This window comes from Neobacillus mesonae (genome assembly GCF_023715155.1).
GTDB classification, from domain to species: domain Bacteria; phylum Bacillota; class Bacilli; order Bacillales; family Cytobacillaceae; genus Neobacillus; species Neobacillus mesonae_A.
Genome location: NZ_JAMBNQ010000036.1, coordinates 1 through 16,874 on the forward strand (window position 1 = coordinate 1; position 16,874 = coordinate 16,874).

Annotated in this window: 16 protein-coding genes, 1 rRNA gene and 1 pseudogene; 1 reads left to right on the plus strand and 17 read right to left on the minus strand. The window is 35.9% G+C overall.

Going from position 1 to position 16,874, the window contains the following annotated elements; genetic code table 11:
* Positions 1 to 125: ribosomal RNA gene (locus tag M3183_RS21200) — 16S ribosomal RNA — on the minus strand; the annotation flags it as partial.
* A gap of 915 nt (positions 126 to 1,040) precedes the next feature.
* Between M3183_RS21200 and M3183_RS21205 the strand changes: the two genes are divergently transcribed.
* Positions 1,041 to 1,814: an SDR family NAD(P)-dependent oxidoreductase gene (locus M3183_RS21205; protein ID WP_251472728.1), complete on the plus strand. Its 774-nt coding sequence runs from the start codon at positions 1,041 to 1,043 to the stop codon at positions 1,812 to 1,814.
* A 652-nt stretch (positions 1,815 to 2,466) separates the two neighbouring features.
* Here the strand turns inward: M3183_RS21205 and M3183_RS21210 are convergent.
* The 16 genes and pseudogenes from M3183_RS21210 to M3183_RS21285 all read right to left on the minus strand — a co-directional run bounded on the left by M3183_RS21210 (position 2,467) and on the right by M3183_RS21285 (position 16,842).
* Positions 2,467 to 3,309: a conjugal transfer protein TrbL family protein gene (locus M3183_RS21210; RefSeq protein ID WP_251472730.1), complete on the minus strand. Its 843-nt coding sequence runs from the start codon at positions 3,307 to 3,309 to the stop codon at positions 2,467 to 2,469.
* 14 nt (positions 3,310 to 3,323) lie between these two features.
* On the minus strand, positions 3,324 to 3,812 hold the full coding sequence (locus tag M3183_RS21215) for a hypothetical protein (protein WP_251472731.1): 489 nt from the start codon (positions 3,810 to 3,812) through the stop codon (positions 3,324 to 3,326).
* Positions 3,813 to 3,848: 36 nt separating this feature from the next.
* The gene (locus tag M3183_RS21220; protein WP_251472733.1) at positions 3,849 to 5,399 is read right to left on the minus strand and encodes a VirD4-like conjugal transfer protein, CD1115 family; all 1,551 of its coding nucleotides are present in this window, start codon (positions 5,397 to 5,399) and stop codon (positions 3,849 to 3,851) included.
* A complete protein-coding gene (locus tag M3183_RS21225) occupies positions 5,389 to 5,838 on the minus strand; it encodes a hypothetical protein (protein ID WP_251472735.1) in 450 nt (149 codons plus the stop codon). The genes M3183_RS21220 and M3183_RS21225 overlap by 11 nt, the downstream gene beginning before the upstream one ends.
* 38 nt (positions 5,839 to 5,876) lie before the next feature.
* Positions 5,877 to 6,473, minus strand: a complete 597-nt coding sequence (locus M3183_RS21230) for a hypothetical protein (protein ID WP_251472736.1) — start codon at positions 6,471 to 6,473, stop codon at positions 5,877 to 5,879.
* A gap of 12 nt (positions 6,474 to 6,485) precedes the next feature.
* Positions 6,486 to 7,541, minus strand: a complete 1,056-nt coding sequence (locus M3183_RS21235) for a bifunctional lytic transglycosylase/C40 family peptidase (RefSeq protein WP_251472738.1) — start codon at positions 7,539 to 7,541, stop codon at positions 6,486 to 6,488.
* Positions 7,542 to 8,891, minus strand: a complete 1,350-nt coding sequence (locus M3183_RS21240; protein ID WP_251472740.1) for a type VII secretion protein EssB/YukC — start codon at positions 8,889 to 8,891, stop codon at positions 7,542 to 7,544. It lies immediately after the preceding gene.
* A 17-nt stretch (positions 8,892 to 8,908) separates the two neighbouring features.
* On the minus strand, positions 8,909 to 10,882 hold the full coding sequence (locus M3183_RS21245; protein ID WP_251472743.1) for a VirB4 family type IV secretion system protein: 1,974 nt from the start codon (positions 10,880 to 10,882) through the stop codon (positions 8,909 to 8,911).
* Positions 10,883 to 10,903: 21 nt separating this feature from the next.
* Positions 10,904 to 11,563: a TrsD/TraD family conjugative transfer protein gene (gene trsD / locus M3183_RS21250; RefSeq protein WP_251472746.1), complete on the minus strand. Its 660-nt coding sequence runs from the start codon at positions 11,561 to 11,563 to the stop codon at positions 10,904 to 10,906.
* A complete protein-coding gene (locus M3183_RS21255) occupies positions 11,550 to 11,954 on the minus strand; it encodes a hypothetical protein (RefSeq protein ID WP_251472749.1) in 405 nt (134 codons plus the stop codon). Before M3183_RS21255 ends, trsD begins: the two co-directional genes overlap by 14 nt.
* 16 nt (positions 11,955 to 11,970) lie before the next feature.
* Entirely contained in the window at positions 11,971 to 12,300 is a 330-nt protein-coding gene (locus M3183_RS21260; RefSeq protein WP_251472752.1) for a CagC family type IV secretion system protein, read from the minus strand.
* A 14-nt stretch (positions 12,301 to 12,314) separates the two neighbouring features.
* Positions 12,315 to 13,103 (minus strand): hypothetical protein, encoded by a 789-nt coding sequence (locus M3183_RS21265; RefSeq protein ID WP_251472754.1) that lies wholly within the window; start codon positions 13,101 to 13,103, stop codon positions 12,315 to 12,317.
* Between the two features lie 465 nt (positions 13,104 to 13,568).
* Positions 13,569 to 13,946: an IS200/IS605 family transposase gene (gene tnpA, locus M3183_RS21270; RefSeq protein ID WP_251472757.1), complete on the minus strand. Its 378-nt coding sequence runs from the start codon at positions 13,944 to 13,946 to the stop codon at positions 13,569 to 13,571.
* A 723-nt stretch (positions 13,947 to 14,669) separates the two neighbouring features.
* On the minus strand, positions 14,670 to 14,882 hold the full coding sequence (locus M3183_RS21275; protein WP_251472759.1) for a DUF3006 domain-containing protein: 213 nt from the start codon (positions 14,880 to 14,882) through the stop codon (positions 14,670 to 14,672).
* A gap of 326 nt (positions 14,883 to 15,208) precedes the next feature.
* Positions 15,209 to 16,033 (minus strand): annotated as a pseudogene (locus M3183_RS21280) (ComEC/Rec2 family competence protein); the annotation flags it as partial.
* Positions 16,034 to 16,365: 332 nt separating this feature from the next.
* Positions 16,366 to 16,842: a hypothetical protein gene (locus M3183_RS21285; protein WP_251472763.1), complete on the minus strand. Its 477-nt coding sequence runs from the start codon at positions 16,840 to 16,842 to the stop codon at positions 16,366 to 16,368.
* Between the last annotated feature and the right edge of the window lie 32 nt (positions 16,843 to 16,874).

Genomic DNA, 16,874 nt, shown 5'->3' on the forward strand with positions numbered 1-16,874 from the left:
GCCCACGTGTTACTCACCCGTCCGCCGCTAACTTTTGGGAGCAAGCTCCCAAAGATTCGCTCGACTTGCATGTATTAGGCACGCCGCCAGCGTTCGTCCTGAGCCAGGATCAAACTCTCCAAAAAAGATGAGTTGATTAGCTCATAAAAGTTACGTTGGCTCGAATTTATCTATATATAATAGAAGAAACTCGATAGTTTATTGTTTGTTGACGTTTTTGTTTGTTTAGTTTTCAAAGAACAATTTTTGAGGAGATGAATATCATATCATCTCAACTCTTAACTGTCAACCATTGTTTTTCAAAGCAACAACAGTTTCATCAGCGACATTTATATATTATACTAGGGCATATTATAATAGTCAACAATAAATTTAATTTTTTTTAGGCATTTCTTTGCAAGGATATCGTAAATGGAGTACATATAATTTTATCGTAACTCTCGGCCTCAAATCGAGTAACCAGCTTCTTAGTTTATGAGATCAGCCCTAGCAATGTAAACTCTTATAAGGAAGAAGTAGATATAGTAGATGACAAAAATAGAGAGTAGACAAAATGTTATATATTGCAGAAGATTCAGGCATACTTCAGACAAAAATGTAACTGATGTTGTTGATTTGTTTTTTACCTATGTCGAAATGACTAAGATGGACGGGATTCATTTTACAAAGAGAACCCATTATCTAAGGATTTACCTATACTATTATTCTCTTCTTTAATTACAAATGAGATTCGTCATAAGGATGAGAAGGTTGCCGTAAATGATCAAATCGGCTAGCCAGCCAATTTAATTTCTCTATTGATACTTTAACTCTATAGGAGCCCGGTTTTTTTGTCGAAGCTCCTCTATTTTTGTTGTATCTATTTTAAAAATTGCCTAAGTCTTTGCAAACTCCTCTCTATAAAAACAATTTCATTTCCATGTAACCCAACCATAAAAAACAAAATTTAATAGCTAATAAAACCTATTATCTGAATATTCATCATTATATTTTGGAAACGCTTTATTTTTGTTGCAAGTAATAGATATGGAGGGATTTAAATGTCAAGATTAAGTGGAAAAGTAGCGATTATTACGGGTGGAACAGGTGGCATTGGAAAAGTAGTTGCTAAACGCTTTTTACTAGAAGGCGCTAAAGTAGTATTAGTCGACTTATTCCAGGAAGCACTTGATAAAGCGAAGGCAGAATTATCTAATTTAGGAGAAGTTTTGGCTATACAAGCAGATGTGTCAAAAGAAGAAGATGTAAAACATTATGTCAACCAATCCGTTGAAGTGTTTGGTACAATTGATGTTTTCTTTAATAATGCTGGCATCGAAGGAAAAGTTCAACCAATTGTTGAAGTATCCCTTGAAGATTTTGAAAAAGTACAACATGTTAATGTTAACGGCGTATTCTTAGGCTTAAAATATGTAATACCTGTTATGACTAAACAAGAAAGAGGAAGTATTATCAACACTTCTTCCATTTCGGGTCTTGACGGAGACGCAGGCGTTGCTCCGTATGTTACAAGTAAACATGCTGTTACAGGACTGACAAAAGTTGCAGCTATTGAAGTAGCCGGCAGTAACATTAGAGTAAATTCTATTCATCCATCACCAGTTAACACAAGAATGATGCGTTCTTTAGAAGCTGGCTTTGCTCCTGAAGACGCTGAAGGGGCAAAAGAACTATTAACACAAAAGATTCCGTTAGGACGGTATGGCGAATCAGACGATATTGCAAATCTTGTTTTGTTCCTAGCAAGCGATGAAAGTTCCTTTATTACGGGAGCACAATACCGAATTGATGGCGGCATGGGAGCCCGCTCATAATCTCTCACTATAAAGTTATATTTTATGCTTTTCTATAATGATAGAAGCTGCCGTTATATATTAAACTGGCAGCTTATTTACCCCTATTAAAAAATTGGCTTTGGTTGCTGAATAGTCATCGCTTTTTTTGTTGAATTAATCATTCTTGCTGCCAGGTTTTGAAGATAGGATTCTGTTAATTACGGATGTCACGAATAAGGTTCTCCAATACAAAACATTTTCGGGTCCAGAACTCATATTCCTCATAGGCGTACTGCTCACCCTCTTAAAATCGGTATATCCTTTTTTCAAAGCTTTTATAAAGAGGGTTCGTTGTCCATATACTGTATTGCGTTCGGCCCTAGCAAATTTCAACTAAAATAACAGATCTATTGTTTTCATGGTCATCAATTCCGGTGTACTGCACTTCAAATCCTCAAGGGACGGTTGCGATTTTGGAAGAATATTTTTGCGTTTCCCATTCTGCTGTGTATCCTCTTTACACAACTCCATCTCACAAAATGTACAATAAAAGTCAAGATCCAATGATTTCAATATTACTTCCACAATAAGAGCATGTTTTCATCCTTCCCCATCCTTTCTAGTACATCCCTGTTTAATTTACTTCAAATTTGTGTCGGATCTATTCAATCATAGCCCATAATTAGTACCATTATCGTTTTAACAAGAACCTTCTTGCTACTAGTTTTGATGTTCCTCCCATAGCTCCCATCATTCCTCTTCCAGAGCCTGAAGAATACCACATGTTTCTTAATAAGGACGGACTTTTGATAAGAAGAATGCAGCATCCCATTAGTAATAAGAAATTTAGAAATGTTATAGATTCGTTGATTAAGATACTAAGAGCAACTACAAACAAAAAGATTTTCGCCAGAATTGTTACTATCTGACTTAATAATTCACGCCACCAGACTCCTAAGTATTCGTTGTCATCGGCAATGACCGATACACAAGCAAGAGGGCATAATAAATAAAGAAACATGACATCAGCATGGAAAACAGCCACGGAAAATAAAAAAGCAATAAATGCTACGGCAAACACTGCAAGTAAAATAATGAGCGCGGCCCCTTGGAAATGAAGCTCTGCAAAATTCGCTGGTTTTAGCATTAACTCTATCTTTTCCTTGCTTACCTGACTACCTTCACCTATTATCCAATTCCCAATATTATAAGCAACCTTTTCTAACAAGATCTTCTGAACAAATGGCATTGCGGGGATCAATAAGGCACTTTTCAATGTGTTTACAATCACTGGACCGTAAGAAACTGCATCCCCTGCAGCATTCCTTGACATAACTTCTATTATTTTAAATAAAATAATTGTTACAGCAATAGTAGAAGTCAGTGCAAGCAAAAAGTCATTTATTGAAGCAAAAAGATCTATCTCAGCATTTTGCTTTAATAATAGATCATTACACATGAGAAGTGACCATTCTATGAAATCTTCCAACATACCCTGAATAGCTTCAACAATTTTATCTTTAAAATTAAACAAGATTGCTCACCCTTTTATTTTGCCTCTTTTACCTTGGTTATCTTCCAAACACCTTCCTGCTTTTCGAGAGTGATTAAATTACGATCAAATCCACTACGCTCTACATCAAATGTAAATATACTTTTTTCTTTATTAAGTTGAATATTTCTAATTTCTGTGTCATGCGTAAATAACAGGTTAGACTGGATACCACCGTTATCTAAATCCTCTGCTTTATTTGAAGTGACGAGATATAATAATCTCTTTTGATCTTCGGTTCCTAATTTTTTTGATAATGCCTCTTTATTTATATTTTCAATTTTTTCCCATGCCTTTTGGTTTGTTTCATCGCGATTTTTCCCTTCAGCAATCTTTTCCTGATCCTTGAAGGAAGTTAAAACACCCTTTACTACTTCAGTAGCCTTTTTCTTTTCGGCTTCAGCATCAAACTTTTCACCACTACTACAAGCAACAAGGTAAATACACAACATTACCATCGACATAAATAGGATTATTTTTTTCATTTCAAGAGCTCCTCTCATTTGTTGAGGTATTAGAGATTATTTCATTTGTGAAAAGAAGCTCATAGCTAGCTCCTCTTGTCTTTCAGCCTCAATTTCTGCCTTTTTAATCTGTTTCTCATGTAATTCAGCCTCAGTCTTTTCTACAGCCTGCCTGCGGTCATTGGATTGGAGGTATTCTTCGAACTCTTCTTGTTTTTTCTTTAACCAATCCAAAACATCCTTTGAGGTACTGCTCTGGTAAGCTAATTGGCTCACCCTAAAGGTATTTGTTACATTTGGAAACAGAAGATATTGATAAGACTTTTTCGCTTTAATCGGACGCTTTCCAGCGATAAGTACGATACAGTCATCTTTATGCATGGTTAAAATTTCATCTTCATTCATTAGGTTGCGTGCTACATAAGAATAGCTGCTTGAAGAAGATGTGCTAGATGATTGACCTTTTGATTCGGAAGAAGACCCTGTTTCCATTTTGGCTGTTGCTTTCCCCATTTCTTGCGAGAAGTATTTTGCTGTTGTTTGATTGACATTACCTAAGCAAATTCTGATTGCACAGTTTCCTAAAATAGATTCGGCTTGTTCCCTGCCATATATTTGTTGCAATTGGGTAAGATTTTGAACAATCGTAATAACTGCTATACCATAACCGCGACAAGTAGCTAGAAATCTTTCATAATCCGGGAATTTCCCGAGATTCGGAAATTCATCTAAAATAAAAATTACTGGTTGAGGAAGTTTAGCTTTATTTTGAGCACCAATTTTATACAACTCCTGGAACATTTGATTGAAAAATAAATTAATTAAACCCTCCCAAGTTGAATCCATTACTGGAATAACCACATATAGTGCAATCTTTCTTTTCCCGACATCTCCTAAAAAGAAATCCGAAAAACTTGTAAATCTTGATACAGAACTAGAAGTGAAATCCCCTATTGTTGTCAGCAAAGAAATAATGATATTTGCCCGGGTTTTTTCTTGAGACTTCTTAAATCCCAATTCATATGCTCTTCTTGCTGAATGTGATTTAGGAAGCCGTAAGAACTGTTCATCAAGCTCACTCGCTCCATCCTCTGTTTCTTCGGGGTCAAATTCTTGCAAAAAATCCAATACTCCCGTCATATTTCGCTGCTGTGGCGAAAACTCCTGAATAGCATATAAGATTAGGGCTTTTAGCAAGCTGAATTGAGCGTTATACCAAAAATCCTTCCTCTTAGGATCATTTTTGGAGGCTACAATCGCATTTGCCACCGTAGAAACCTGTATTTCCTCCCTTACATAATCAAAGGGATTATATCGGTCTGAGTATTCCATTTCAGAAAAATTAACAACATGGACCTCATATCCTTGTTTTCTTTTAATTTCAGAAGTCATTTCATACACTTCGCCCTTTGGGTCAGTGACAACTAGAGAACACTCTTTTTCGTGTAATACATTTGTTACGACAGATCCTTGTGTTTTGGATGAACCGGGGCCTCCAGCTAGAAAGTAATTTCTATTCGGCAGTTTGGAATCGGTCGGCTGAATGATCATAGAATGATTAAATATTCCAGAGATAATTCCATTGCTTCTCATGTAGTCATTGGCCATATCGTTTATCCCCTTTTCCTTCCATCATACTAGCTTCAAGATCCTGCATAAGTTGTTTTACGGGCACACCCACCGTCTCGTTATCTATGAAAATTTCATTTTTCCGAGCCCACCGGGCCTTTCCGTAAACACCATATTTATCAGCTAATTCATATTCCCCCTTGCGTTCCTTTGCAAAAAAGACAACATACAAAATTAATAGTAATGCTCCGCCACTTCCAAGAAAGAATAGGGGATTTTTTTCTTCCATCATAGCTGAGGATTTCTCAAGGGGATGCAGCAAGCTATCCATTAGGAATTCCATATATGGAGCATCCGTTATATTTTCTTTGTGTATTGCCATAAATGGAAGAAGTCCGGCTATGTTGATCACAATCAGCTCAAGGATAAGGAATAAAAATATTGTTAGAAGTAAACGGATGCTGAACATTTTCATCATTTTCTCTCCTTTCTAATACCTTTTATTTCAGCATTAACTTAACTCCCTTCAAATGGTTCAAAAGAGCCCATTAACTCTAATTTATCAACTAGCCATTTACTTCCATCCTTAGCAAGCGTAACCTCATACATTTGATTTTTTCTGGGGAACTCACTTCCACCAACAGCATATTGTGTTTCCATGTTTACAAGAGCTTTTGCACGGTCATTTCCTACTGCACTAAGATAAACGCTTACCGCCTTTACCTCATTTTTAAATTCTATTTGAGTACTGCCGTTTTCCCCTGAAGCTTTTAATTTAGACATTACGGATGCCGCTAATCGGTCTTGGACTTGATCAAATCGCTCAACATAATTTTTGTTATCGTAATTAAATAATTTTCTAAAGGTATCATCTACAAAGCTTTTTATCTCTTCGCTGTGTTCAATTTCATAATAGGCCTTATTTTGCTGAAATGTATTCAGCTCTTTTTCACTTTTCTTCGTTTCATTTTTTAGTTGAACCATCTGCTTATGTATTTCTTCGTTTTTTTCCCCAGCTTGTGCGGTTATGGTTTTCTGGCCTAGGTACAGAAAACCTAAAATGATATTTGCTAGGACGGATGCTCCCAACAACGCAGATATAAATTTAAACATAGTGCCTCCCTCCTAATGTATTACTCTCCCAAACCCCACCAAATGAGATTTCCAGTATTGATCATTAATGTCATGGATTCCAATACCTGATCCGTTAGCATCAAACATTTTTCCATCTCCCATATAAATGCCTATATGTGTAATGTATTTGTCTGTCTTGTATGTACTTGTATAGAATACCAAGTCGCCCGGCTTTGCTTCTGCAGGAGGTATTTTAGAAGATTCATCGTACTGTTCTTGAGCTGTTCGCGGTAACCTTATGCCTGCTTTCGCAAATGTCCATTGCGTAAAGCCTGAACAATCAAATCCTGTATTAGGATTAGCTCCTGCCCATACATAGGGCCACCCAACGTATTTTTGGGCCTCAGAGATAATAGCGTCAAAGATTTTTTCTCCCAGCGGGGAAACATCACTACCTCCAACAGGAACACTTCCCGGCATTAAATTTTTCAGTACTTTTTGGACATACGTGAAATCCCCATAGCAGTAAGGCGCCCGCCAATCTGAACAGCTCCATCCTAGTTTCCCTGATTGATTTAGAGAAAATTGCTGTGCCAATTCAACTGAATGTTTCCCTCCACGCGCGGCCACAAAATCAATGTATCCAGTACCGTAATTATAAGATTGAACGATTGTGGCAAAATCAACTCCTGCTTTCTCCCCTTTTTCTAACACAGATTTAAAATGTCGGACGCCCGCATTTACTGACATTACAGGGTCTTGAATGGCGTTAGGGGGTAACCCGGTAGACTCTGAACTTTGCATTATATCTAATGTTTGAGAACTTCCGATTTCTTGATACATAAGAGCTAAAAGAAAATCTGTGTACTCTGGTATTCCGTTCTTGGTCGAATATTCTAGTACCAGCCCTCTCCATTGCGCAATATTAGGGGGCACATTAGCCGTGCCGAATGGTGAGTTAATGTTCGATACTTGATCTTGCTGCGACGTCTGAATTCCTAACAATAAGCCGCACATAAGGACTAAGGTAAATACAACGCCGATCGTTATTTCCTTCCAATTTCGAACTGCAAAAACAGCCCCCTTTACTGCAGCAATGGCTGCCACTTACTCCACCTCCAATTCGTTATTGACCTCTTTAAGCTGTGTTTTAAGATTAGTAATCTCCCTGTTTTTGGGCTTAAGTTGGGCTTGTTTTTCTTCCGTAGGCACGTCGCTTTCCTGAATTTCTTGAATCTGCTGATTAATGGAAGCTACTTGTTTTTCAAGTTCCTTTTTTTGAATGATAGCTGCTAATTCCTTGTTGTTTAGACTTTTATTTAAGATTTTTGCGTCTTCTAAGTCCCCGTGTTCAGCAAAAGCCATTCCTATACGAATTTGTTGATCCTTATCCTTTGAGAACGCCTGTTTTGATAACAAAACACTATAATCATAGCTAACAATTCTCTTTTCAATCTCAAGGTAATTGCTGTCTGCCTTCAACCCCATGATTTCTTCTTTTTTATTCAACTTATATAAAGTTTCGACGGTGGGTTTTATGAAAGCTTTATCCGTGTCAATCGCTTTTTGATATTGACCGGTTTTAAAATACAATTCAGCCTTTTCCTTTTTACTTCCTTTTCCTTGTTTTAAAAGGGCTAAAGCTTCATCGTATTTTTCTCGACTTAGCAATTTATAAAATGTGGATTCATCTTCTGCCTTCTTTAATTCAGTTGCGTACGCTGTTTGGACTTTATTTACTGCAGATTGTTGAAGAAAAAGGGCTAAAACAATCCCTATGGCACAAATCCCAATTGAAGTTCCCATCCACATCATTTTTTGTTTTCTTACTTTTTGCTTTTCGTTCTCCCAACGGAAGAAATGCTGGCTTTCCTCATTTTGCAGCTTAATTGCTATTAACTTTTTTAAAGCTTGAACGGACCTGGCATTTTCAATATGGAAAAGGAACTCATCTGTCTCCTTTTTTAGCAAACTCCCTTTTTCTCTTTTATATTTTTCATACGAGAAACGGGAAAACATGGATAGAATTAAAATTTTATATTGCTCCAGTTTATCTAAATGATCTTCATATGGTAACCATTGGTTACTTCTATAAAGAAACTTTAAGGTTTTCATATCTTTAAAAAATATGTTTCTTGGATGAATCATGACTCTTTCTTTGAAGTTATGTAATGGATCTAATTCTAATAGCTTATTTAATAACGAAAGCCGAAGTACAGAAGAATATTTTTTGGCATCTACAAGAGGCCTATAGCCTTCCACAATTTTAAATTCAAGGACAAATCGGCCATTTGTGTTTGTTACATCTAGGAGGGGAAAGAAATAAGGCGATTCTCCCAGAAGATCCAGTAAATCTTCCGAACGTTCCGCTAAAACCTTGTTTGCTGAGAGTTCCAAATGGCAATGATTATTTTGATGAATAAATAATGTTCCATGTTCAAATAATTGAATTTTCACCTTTTTGTGTCCCCCCTTTACAGGACAAAGTTTCGAACTTCCTCTTTTTCAATCGGCGTCATCTCGATCCTGGCTTCATAGTCTGGGATATCCTCCGGATCTAATCCATACATTTCTATGTAACGTTTTTTATTCCAAATTCGAAGCTCTTCTTGTGTGAGTTCGACTCTGATAAATGCCCGTTGAGAACCATATGTGATGAGTGCTTCTCCCTGTCGTTTTGCCCGTAATAGGGATATCTCTTCATCAGAGAATGATAGATTAATCTTTTTAATCACATCATCTACACCCTTATTATCTAATCCGAAGAATACTTTAGTATGGCTGTTTTCAATCATGGCTGCACCCAAGTTATCGACCGTATCCAGAACATCAATGATCTGCTGTGTCCCAGCAATTGCCCCCGCGTTATACTTTCTGAATCGTTTATAAGCTTGATAAAAAAATCTCATAGAATCGGGGTTTTTTGATAGAAAATGAAATTCATCGATAAACAAATAAATGAGTTCTTCTTTCGTCTTTGTAATTTCGTCCCAAAGAAAGCCGAAAATATTAAAATAACAGGCAGCCTGTACATCTACTTCGTTTTGCAGTGCCTTCAAATTAAATGAGAAGAGAGAATTATTGATATTGACGTTCGTATGTCCATTAAATAAGGAGTTTGAGCCATGAACATAACTCTCTAGGATGAAATAAAAATCTTGAATCCTTTCATAGCGTTCTTCATCGGTTTCTTTCAGTTTCCCTAAATCATGGTAAAAGTCCTCAAGAATCGGATAGTCGGTGGATTTTAGGTTTTTAAAATCACTTTCTTCATTGATTGAGAAGCGATTATATAGATTACTTAATGTCTTATCTAGAATACTTGATTCCACCTGGGTGAGATCCGATTTAAGAACTTTGAAAAAAGCTTTAAGGCGTTGAACCTTTTGTTTCACCAGGTCTTTAATGAATTCAGCTTTATCATTAAAATCTTCTGTATCGGTAATTTCGGTTGAAAAGATTTCTAAGGGATTAATTTTTGTTGCACTATTACTGCTAAGATGGACAACTTCTCCCCCCAGTAGATTAACTATCTGTGAGTACTCGTTTTCCGGGTCAATAATATATATTTTGATGCCCATTGCAAAACAGCGCAGAATTTTTTGAACCATAAACGTCGATTTTCCGACCCCAGATGTTCCGATGACCACCATATTTTGGTTCAATGTCCGCTGTGTATCTAAGTAATCGATGGCAACTAGTGAATTAGTTGTTTTATTTATCCCTTCAACTTGTGCTGTCGGGGTTAGATAACATATTTCTGAATCATCGAACGGAAAGAAAGAAGAGGCTGTCTCACTGTTACACATTTGGTAGGTGTAATCCTTCAATTGGTTGTCACCCAATGGAAGAGCCGACCAAAATGCCATCGGTGCTGCATAATGGGGATTTAAGGCTTTCATTCTGAGTTTCGTTAAAATCCTCTGTACATTTTGTTCTAAGGTCTTTAAATCCTCTAATGATGTAGCTTGAATGAAAATATAAGTGTATAGATACATAAAGTTAGATCGGTTTGTTAATACCTGATTCAGTTGGTAACGGGCACTTTCAAGTTCAGATTGTAATTTAATGCGGGTCGCAGGATCTCTGGTTTTCAAAAGTTCCGCATCTTTGTTTTTAATAGAATCGTTGTAGTAACCTATCATTCCTTCTGAATTAGCAGGTTCTAAATATTGCACAAAGGAAATATTCCCTTTTAGCCGTTTTAAATCCGATAACCAGTTCCCTTTTTGCTCCTTTGGATAAGAAACCACCGCCAGCACCTTTATAAAATTGCCCCCACTTTCAATAAAGTTCTTATTTTCTTTCCAGACGAAAGGGTAAATAGCGTTGAGATCCTCCGTTTCTAAAACCCCGTGTAAAAGATCTTGACGATTTTGATTCATTTGGTCTTCTTGTTTATCTACTCGTTTTTTTGATGAAAATAATGAAGCAATAGTCAGGGGCATGCTTTTCTCCTTTCCGGCGGTTTACCCGTATAATTTTGACATTTCAAAATCAAAGTATCGATACAGAAGTGTTAAGATCTCTTTTCCAAACAATTTATTAATTCTAATATCATAAGATTCAAACGTGGATCGTAAGGAAGTTGTTAATTCCTCAACCTTTTTGGCGAGAATGACCTCAGTTCGATCTAAATCTTGAAATGTACGTTTGTTCATTTTCTCTCTTACCACAATAAAATGTTGTTTTGTAGACATTTCATCTTTGATCCTAATCCTTTGGAAGTGATCTATATAGGAAGCAATCAATTTTCGCTTATATTCATTTTGTGTATTTTCTTTCTTTTCAAGTTCTTGCAAATACCGCTTTTTCCATCCTAAGTTATAGGAACGCAAATCAACTGGTACTGTCATGGATATGGTTTGTAGTTGGTCGTGGACCTGACTCATTAAAAACGACCCATAGTCTTCAAATAAGCGATTTTGTTCATATTCCGCTAATAAATCAAGGTTTATGCCACTAACTTGCATAATGGAAATTAAATAACCATTTTTCAAAAGTACATAGTCTCTATAGATGCCCTCAATCAAGCTTATATCTTGAATGGTTCTCTGTTCTTTTTTTAAAAGGGTTTCCACCTCATAGTCAAATTCTGTTCGATCCATTTTCTTCTTACGGGTGAACACGGAAATCATCCTTTTTATTCGGTTTTAGAAAAAATATTTTTTGTCTACTGTTATAGTTAAAGATCTGCTGTAAGTAATTGCTGTAGGTAATGTTTGGCCGTGATGTAATTGGCCGCAATACGGCAAATATAAAAGAAACCAGCAGCAACAATGCCACGAAAAGCATTTTGATCATCATAAATCCTGATGAATAAGGAGGGATTAACAGAATAATTATTGCAATGACCAACGCTGGTAAGATAAATTTAAAAAAGTTTACTAAGGATAATCCCTTTACGATGTTATAAGAGCGATCTACATTATCAGGGAAAACAAATGTTTTCCCCTTACGACTGTCTCCTTGGCCCAGTAATTCCATCAAAACTTCTTTTACTTCCTCTTTTGATGCCAAACAAATCACCTCTGCTTTAAGCGAATAAATTGTAGACCCAAGGCACCAGCCACACAAGAGCTGCTGCTAAACCCACACCGGCAAGTGCCATTCCAACTCCTCGGAACATTTCGTTCTTTGTATGAGGGTCATCAACCCCTGGTAATTTTTTGATAACAATCCATACACCTACACAGATTCCGACAATAACCACTATCCCCGTCAAGAAGGATTGAATTTGTTTTAATCCTTCTTTTACCTTCGCCTCAACTTCGCTCGCCGCTAATGCCTGATCTGGTAGAAGATAAAAACACAATATAACAGCAGCGAAGAAGAGTATAGGTTGTATTCTTTTTACCTTTTTCATACTTAAGTACCTCCTTAGGTTTCCGCACTAATATCTTCAAATTCAAGACATGGTTCGACTTCTAGGTCTCCCCGTCCCTTTTTCACTTTTTCTCTTTGAATATGAACATTCAATTTTTCTAACTGCCTTTTTGCCTCCTTTTCAGGGAAATATGGGGATAATTTTTTTATCTTCCCATCGCAGTTTAATTTTCCAATGTAGGATCCCTTTTGGACCGATATTACCTCAAAGTCATGTTGCTTAGTTTGAAGCACTTTGTTTATCTCGATATCATAAAAGGCAAGAAACACTTCTCCTATCAATCGGCTGTCCATGATGATTTCATCAAAGGCTGCTTTTAGTTTTGGTTGTTCCCTTACTCGGTCCATCCATTTTTCTGCAAGGTCGGGCAGCTTGATTTGTCTTTCCTTTCCATTATCCTCAAGAGAAATCTTAATACCTTGATCTTCCTTCAAAATGCTGTTTACTGTGACTGGTTTGCCCATAAGGTCTATTGGAATGAAATGTTTTTCCAGAGTTCTATGTATTGCTTGCCTTCTAACTTTCGGATTGTCTTTAAGTTCGTCCTTTACAACACCGAGGCGAGCTTGTTCCATATTTTCAAAGGTTGATAGGTGTTTAATAGGTTTTACTAAATTAAACCTAAACTGTTTGTTATCATGAAGCGAAAATGTTTTTCCATCTTCCAAAAGAAAGAATGTTCGATTTCTGAATTTCTCAAAATTGGAGGTTCCAAATGTGTTCTGAAGCAACGCTTCTTTGGATCTGAACGATTCGGTGATCCTGAGAGGTTTCTTTGACATTTGATTATAAACACCGTAAAAGGAATCTTGGTCCTGAAAAATTTGAAAATTGCTTTTGTTATCAATGGAAAATGATTCAACCAAGTTCCCTTTAATCTCAAAAAGATCCGGATGCTGATCCTTTATTAAGGCGTAATATAGATCATATTCAGCATCTGCCCTCTGTTCATTTGTTAATGAGGGGTATTCTACTTGTAAACTTTTGTCTTTCTGATCTATAATCCTTTGTAATTCCAAATTTCTTTCTTTTCTCGCTTGTTCAATCAATTGCAAGATGTAATCAGCGATAGTGAGCATAGAATCATTTACGGATCTTTCAATAGCATCATTTCTCACTAGATAATCTCCCTTCAAGAGCGAGTTGAGTGTTAAACAAAAAGGTTTGTGAAGGTATGAGCACACGATTCTATTTTGTTAATCAGTAATTGAATGATGTGTCTTTTTTTAGTTTGAGGATCAGCATTTTTAAGACTTATATTCTTGAATTTGATTTTTCAGCTGCTGATAGTCAGTAGATATGAAATACTTTTGGTCCCACAGACTGCCACCGTTCTTTGATTTAGAATCTGGGAATTTCTTGTACAAAAACCTTGCTGATCCGCCTTTAAGAGCCTTGATGATATTTGGTATGTAATGAGTGGTTTTGCAGCTGATAACTAAATTCACACTACAAGCCCAGATATCCATCTCTATGATTTTAAATTCATGCCGAATTGAAACATTCTTAAAATAGGATTTTACAAAAGCGATTTCTTCATCATTTAACAAAATATTATTTTTGGTAAAAAACGCAATATGATATTGAAGGTAACTTACATGGTATTTGTTTGAATGAATCATCATATATGTATTTTTCCTCCTCATCTCCTTTGCTGATATTACTTTATACTCCGAATATTCGTTCTATTTATACTCTACCAGATAAATCCCTTTTTTTAATAGGTCAACTTACAATTTAATAAAAAATGAATCTTTGGAAATAGGCTGGCAAAAGGTTTATGGTAAAAAAGCCCACCAATTTTAGGTGAGCTAAATAGTTCTATATTAACAAGCAGTTATGACAAGCCTCTAAAACTTTTTTATACTTCCCCAGCATTTCTATACCTATTTTGTGAGTATTGACTTAACTTAATAGTCAATTAGATTTTACGAAGAAAAACCATCACTTAATGGTAAATTATCAGAATAAGTGTTGATAATGATGGAAATGAAAACAAATTCATTGATCCTTTCATAAATAAAATACCAATATAATGTATAGATAAATGCAAGACTAATGATTAATTCAAAATCATTGTTATAAATATTGTTAAGATATATGTTATTAATGATAATATTATTAAAGTTGTAAAAGATAATGTATATAATATATATTATTAATAATGGGCAAAAGCCCATTAAAGATTAAACTATCATACATTATTCCATAACTAACATCCCTTTCGGTACACTCCTTCACAAAGTGCTATCAATGAATTGGGGATAAAAGCTTTGGATTCACCCCCTTTTCTAATTTTACCTCTCATCTGTAAAACGGCCCCCATCTGGCTGCAGATGGGGGCCGTTTTAGTCGTCCCATACTTCATTCATTAATTTTTCTACTTCCTGACGGCGCTTTTTTGTTTCATCTTCTAATACAGATACTTTATCACCGTTAATTTCAACTACGTCCCCAACGGACGCCGCTTTTGGAAAGATGGATTTAGGAAAGTCCTTAGTAACCCCGTTAATTTCGACTACCGCATACTTCCCCTCAAATCGGTCAATGATCCCTTTCATATTACTCACCCCTATTTGGGAATAAATGACGTTCTCGTTGAATAATTTTTTCCCTTATATGAAGCTGTTACATCAACATATACTCTAAAACTAGTTGATGCTCTTCCAATTTTAACCGGCAGCGAAGTCCCAACTTTTCCGTAATAGGCTGTATTTGTTGTTTTATAGTGAAAAACTGCTTTGTATGATGTGCCGCTCGGCATTCCCTTTGTATATAAGTAAACGGTACTATATTGTTTCGGGCTTGTTGTATTCAGACTCGCTGTTAGTTTATATGTTGCTGCTGGAGCCGGTGACGAATTATTTACGGCTGGCTTTGTATTAAAACTAAGGCTATTTCCATTTGTTGTTGCTATTATGTTACCTTGTTTGTCAGTTCTAAACACATTTACTTTTCCAGATTTAAGTCTATTTAAAGTTTCGGCAGTTGGGTGCCCATAACTATTTTTGCCGACACTTATTACCGCATAAGTTGGCTTTACTGCTTTTAAGAAGGCAGCACTTGTGGAAGTTTTAGCACCATGATGGCCAACTTTTAAAACATCTGCATATAATGCTTGTTTGGAGTTAATCATATCTGTTTCAGATTTGGTTTCAGCGTCCCCGGAAAACAGGAAGGATTTCTTTCCATATACCAATCGTAAAACTGCACTCCAATCATTCGTATCGTTTTTACTGTACGATTTTACCGGTCCTACAAAAGTTGCCGATACGCCCTTTAATGGTAGTTTTACACCTTTTTGAGCAGTTTTAATCTTCAAGCCTTCTTTTTTAACGGCCTTTAAGAAATCGACGAATACTAGGGTATTGTTGCTTACCTTAGGCGCGTACACTGATTTCACCTTAAACACTTTAAGAACATCATCTAATCCACCCATATGGTCTGCATCTGGATGTGTGGCAATCATGACTTCAATGTCTCCCACTTTTTGTTTTTTAAGATAAGAAACAATATCACTGCCGTCACGATTTCCGCCGTCAATGATAATGTCATCACCAGCAGCAGTTTTGACATAAATGGAGTCACCTTGTCCAACATTAATAAAGTGAACCTTCATATCCTTTGTTGCTGCTTCGGTTGTTGACGCACCGTATAACAAACCTACAGATAGTGATAGTGCCGTTACGATTTTAACTAGTTTTGATTTCAATAAATCTCCCCCTTCAGTACTAATTTTACTTATGTTCCAATTAAATACCAGAAATATTTTTATGTGAATATTTACCTATTAATCTTACCAATTAATTAAAATGAAAACTGGCAATTTGCCAGCTTTAGTGATATTCACCTTATATTTTATTATCTTTAATATTTATCTTTAATATTCTTAATGGAAACAGATGAGGCGATTTGAGAAGGCTAAGGAGTACGTAAAAAAGGCTTTAAAGCTGTTTGTAGCCCCTGTTTAGTGCAATATTTCACAAAATTTCGTTTGGAGGTAAAAGTAACCTACTTTTTAAAAGAATTCGATCATCCCCTAATTTAAAAAATATCATTCACCCAAACTATTCCCATAAATAATAACCACGCCAATACAGGGATTGTCAGACTTTTAATTACTTCCAACCACTTGTACTTTTTATAACGCATTCCTAATATTCTATCGGTAATAAAAAATAATATTGATGCTCCAAGACTAACCGAGAACAATATCAGACCAAAAATGATATGCAAGACTCCAGAAACAATATGTTCTACCTTTTTCTCTTTAACTTTACTTGCTACAAATTCTCCGACCTTATCACTAATAATTGACGTAAACACACCGTAAATTAAGATTGCCGGTAAAATATACATCATATATATGGGAATAATCGTACTAGTAACTAATAAATAATTTTGGATTGTACTAAGATTTTTATCAAAAATGGGTACGGGCTGAGTAAATCCTAAAATAATTGCAAAGATAGTCCCAGAAACTGACGCTGATATTATTTTTCTTGGTAAAATTGTCTTCACCCCTTATTTGTATACCTTTCCTATATTTAACA

What these genes read in the sequence shown, in the direction of transcription:
- M3183_RS21230 (WP_251472736.1), bottom strand. Translation starts at nt 6,473, where the DNA reads ATGTTTAAATTTATATCTGCGTTGTTGGGAGCATCCGTCCTAGCAAAT.
- tnpA (WP_251472757.1), bottom strand. Translation starts at nt 13,946, where the DNA reads ATGATGATTCATTCAAACAAATACCATGTAAGTTACCTTCAATATCAT.
- M3183_RS21245 (WP_251472743.1), bottom strand. Translation starts at nt 10,882, where the DNA reads ATGCCCCTGACTATTGCTTCATTATTTTCATCAAAAAAACGAGTAGAT.
- M3183_RS21275 (WP_251472759.1), bottom strand. Translation starts at nt 14,882, where the DNA reads ATGAAAGGGATCATTGACCGATTTGAGGGGAAGTATGCGGTAGTCGAA.
- M3183_RS21265 (WP_251472754.1), bottom strand. Translation starts at nt 13,103, where the DNA reads ATGTCAAAGAAACCTCTCAGGATCACCGAATCGTTCAGATCCAAAGAA.
- M3183_RS21205 (WP_251472728.1), top strand. Translation starts at nt 1,041, where the DNA reads ATGTCAAGATTAAGTGGAAAAGTAGCGATTATTACGGGTGGAACAGGT.
- M3183_RS21225 (WP_251472735.1), bottom strand. Translation starts at nt 5,838, where the DNA reads ATGATGAAAATGTTCAGCATCCGTTTACTTCTAACAATATTTTTATTC.
- M3183_RS21260 (WP_251472752.1), bottom strand. Translation starts at nt 12,300, where the DNA reads ATGAAAAAGGTAAAAAGAATACAACCTATACTCTTCTTCGCTGCTGTT.
- M3183_RS21220 (WP_251472733.1), bottom strand. Translation starts at nt 5,399, where the DNA reads ATGGCCAATGACTACATGAGAAGCAATGGAATTATCTCTGGAATATTT.
- M3183_RS21215 (WP_251472731.1), bottom strand. Translation starts at nt 3,812, where the DNA reads ATGAAAAAAATAATCCTATTTATGTCGATGGTAATGTTGTGTATTTAC.